A 3693-nucleotide genomic window follows, 5' to 3' on the forward strand; every position below is an offset into this window, starting at 1 on the left:
TTCCACGTCAACAGAAACGAATACGTCTTCACCCCTTGAACGCAGTGCTCACTTAAAGAAAAAAGGCAGCGCCGGTCACCCGGCGCTGCCTTTTGTTCGGAAGCTTACGCTCGGCTCAGAACACCTGGCGGAAGATGATGAACAGCACGAAGGCCAGCGTGATCGAGCACGGCAGCGTCAGCACCCAGGCAAGCAGCAGATTGCGCACCGTCGCCCATTGCAGCCCCGAACCGTTCGCCGCCATCGTTCCGGCAACGCCCGACGACAGCACATGAGTCGTCGACACCGGCAGTCCCAGCCGATCGGCCATGCCGATGGTCACCATCGCCACGAGTTCGGCCGCCGCACCCTGGCCGTAGGTCAGATGGCTCTTGCCGATCTTCTCGCCGACCGTGACGACGATGCGTTTCCAGCCGACCATGGTGCCGAGGCCGAGCGCCAGCGCGACGGCGACCTTCACCCAGATCGGGATGAACTTCGTCGCGTTGTCGACGGCCTTGTGATAGTCGGTGACCGCTTTCAGATCGGCCGCCTCCATCGGCAGCAGCTGCTTCTTGTCGATCAGCTTGAGCGCTTCGCCGATCAAATAGATGTCGTTGCGGGCGTTGCTGACCAGATCGGTCGGCACCGTCTCGACCGAGGCATAGGGCTGCAGGCCAGCCGTCGTGTTGTGGATGTAGGTCTGCAGCGCAACCGTCGTCTGGTCGCTCCATGTCCTGGTGCGCACGGCATCCTGGACGGCGGCCTTGGCATCGGCGACGGTGACGCCGGGCTTGGCATATTTGCCCAGCGCCGTTTCGACGCTGACCGAAGCAGACTTGTAGGCTTCGAGATAGTTGATGTCGGGGGTGCGGTTCAGCGCATACGCCGTCGGCACGACGCCGATCAGGATCAGCATGATCAGGCCCATGCCCTTCTGTCCGTCATTGGAGCCGTGCGCAAAGCTGACGCCGGTGCAGGTGAAGATGAGCAGGCCACGGATCCACCATGGCGGCGGCGTGTTGCCCTTCGGCGCCTCGTAGAGCGCCGGATTGCGCACCAGCAGCTTCATTACATAGAGCAGGATCGCCGCGGCGAAGAAGCCGATGATCGGCGACACCAGCAGGGTGACGCCGACATTGGTCGCCTGCGACCAGTCGACGCCGCTGGTGGCGCTGCCGGCGGGCGCCATGAACTGGTTGGCAAGGCCGACGCCGATGATCGAACCGACCATCGTGTGCGAGCTCGACGCCGGCAGTCCGAGGAACCAGGTGCCGAGATTCCACAGGATCGCCGCCACAAGCAGCGCGAACACCATGGCGAAGCCCGAGGACGAGCCGACCTGCAGGATCAGCTCGACCGGCAGCAGCGACAGGATGCCGAAGGCGACCGCGCCGCTGGAGGTGAGAACCCCGAGGAAATTGAAGGCGCCCGACCACATGACGGCGAATTCGGCCGGCATCGAGCGCGTGTAGATGACCGTCGCCACCGCATTGGCGGTGTCATGGAAGCCGTTGACGAACTCGAAGCCGAGCGCGATCAGCAAGGCGATGCCAAGCAGGATCCACGGCACGGTCTTGGCCACCGCAAGATCCTGGCTGAGCGCGTAGCCGACATAGGCGATGCCGACGAGCACCAGCACGCCGAAGGCCGGCAGGAACCACTTCGCGCTGCCCGATTGATCCAGCGGATGATCCGGTCTCGGAATGCCCGCCTCGCTAGAAACTATGTCCACCATGTCCCACTCCAGATGCATTGCAGCAAAGAACTGGGAAGACGCTATGTCCGCACGATGAACCCTGTGTGACGCCGGCGAACGCCGCGTTCACGAACAGGCCTGCCGAAAAGCGGGTGGGCGGCGCCTATTTGGCAATCTCGAGCAGCGACGATACCAACAACTGGCGCTCGTCTTTCGACAGGACATCCGAATCGAAGAGGTTCATGCTGCGCAATCCCTCGATGGCGAGATAGCAGATCAACAGCGATTTGAGATCCGGCGTCTCGCCCTTCAGCCGCTCGAAAAGCTGCCGCTTGAAGGTCTTTATCGGCATCATGAAATCGGGATCCTCGGCGATGGCCGAGAAGATCCAGGACGCCGACGGCTGCTTTTCCTCGCAATCATTGGCCGACAGCCTGATGTAGACGGCCAGGGGATTTTCGTCCTTGTCATTTGTGCTGGCGGCTTCCAGCGCGTGCTCGAACTCGCGCAGATAGCCTTCGACCAAACCTTGCATCAATTTGGCCTTGGTCGGGAAATTGTAGAGGAGCCCTCCCTTCGACACGCCGGCACGGCTGGCGACGGCATCCAGCGACAGGCTGCCTGGTCCGGATTCCCGGGCAACATCAGCCGCCGCGGCGAGAATCTTCTCGCGCGAATTCGGTCTTTGGGCTCTCATGGTGCCTCCCATCGCAAGCTTAGGCCCAATTGACAAGACCGTCCAGACGGTACAGGAAGACCGCCATTATTTGAAATCGGGACCCGCAGTCGGTATGTGTCCCGATATCCGCGCTTCGCGCCGGATTTCGACTGAGGGGACTTCCTTGTTCAAGCGCATACTCCGTATCTTTATCATTGTTCTGGTTCTGGCCCTGCTCGTCGTCGTGGTCGGCGGCATCGTCGGCTTCAACTTCCTGCGCGACAACGGCATCAAGCAGTACTTCGCATCGATGAAGCCGCCGGCGGCAACCGTTTCGACGACCATCGCCAAGCCTTCGGCCTGGACGCCAGGCGTCGAGGCGATCGGCACGGTCAAGGCGGTGCGCGGTGTCGACCTGACGGTCGAGACTACCGGTATCGTCAAGGACATCCTTTTCCATGCCAACCAGAAGGTGGCGGACAATGCGGTTCTGCTGCAACTCGATGACGCCGTCGAGCGCGCCGACCTCGATGCACAGAAGGCGCAGGCCGCGCTAGACCAGACCTCACTTGCCCGCGCCATCGAACTGACCAGGCGTGGCGTTGGCTCCGACTCGACGCTGGACACGGCGCGTGCGGCGGCCTCGGCCTCGGCATCCCAAGTCACCAAGCTGCAGGCCGTGCTCGACCAGAAGCAGCTGACGGCGCCTTTCGGCGGCACGGTGGGTATCCCGAAGATCGATGTCGGCCAGTATCTGGCGCCCGGCACCGCCGTGGTGACATTGCAGGACCTCGACACGATGCGGGTCGATTTCACGGTTCCCGAACAGCAACTCGCCTTGCTCAAGATCGGCCAGACGATTCGATTGGGCTTTGGCGGCGAGGACAGGCCATTCGCAGGCGCCATTCGTGGCATAGACCCGAAGATCGACTCGTCCAGCCGGCTGGTGAACATCCGGGCGGAAGTCGCCAATCCCGATGGCAAGCTGACCCCCGGCCAGTTCGTGCAGGTGCGTGTCGAGCTGCCCGAAGAGCAGAACGTGCTGACCCTGCCGCAGACGGCGCTGACGACAAGTCTCTATGGCGACTACATCTTCGTGGTGCAGCCAGCCAAGCCCGCCGAGACAGCGCCAGCTGCCAAGCCGGAGGAAAAACCCGCTGCGCCGGCAGCCGACAAATCGGCTGACGCCAAGCCTGCGGACACCAAGCCGGCCGATGCCATGAAGCCGGCGGCTGATGCAGCCAAGCCTGCCGCCGATGCGGCAAAGCCAACTGACAAGGCTGCCGATGGGGCCAAGCCGGCGGCGGAAGGTGACAAGCCCGCGCTCGTGCTGTCGCAGGTGTTCGTCAAGCCCGGC

General features: G+C 62.8%; 3 protein-coding genes. 1 reads left to right on the forward strand and 2 read right to left on the reverse strand.

All coding sequences use genetic code 11. The annotated features are described in order from the left end of the window. Positions 1–115: 115 nt before the first annotated feature. The gene (locus EN879_RS27580) at positions 116–1717 is read right to left on the reverse strand and encodes an inorganic phosphate transporter (protein ID WP_063170349.1); all 1602 of its coding nucleotides are present in this window, start codon (positions 1715–1717) and stop codon (positions 116–118) included. A gap of 124 nt (positions 1718–1841) precedes the next feature. Next, positions 1842–2375: a TetR/AcrR family transcriptional regulator gene (locus tag EN879_RS27585; protein ID WP_024503025.1), complete on the reverse strand. Its 534-nt coding sequence runs from the start codon at positions 2373–2375 to the stop codon at positions 1842–1844. A 145-nt stretch (positions 2376–2520) separates the two neighbouring features. On the opposite strand from EN879_RS27585, the gene EN879_RS27590 reads away from it, so the two are divergent. Continuing rightward, the coding region (locus EN879_RS27590) for an efflux RND transporter periplasmic adaptor subunit (protein WP_127274367.1) at positions 2521–3693 on the forward strand (1173 nt) is incomplete at its 3' end.

This window comes from Mesorhizobium sp. M7A.F.Ca.AU.002.02.1.1 (genome assembly GCF_003998535.1).
Taxonomy (GTDB): domain Bacteria; phylum Pseudomonadota; class Alphaproteobacteria; order Rhizobiales; family Rhizobiaceae; genus Mesorhizobium; species Mesorhizobium ciceri.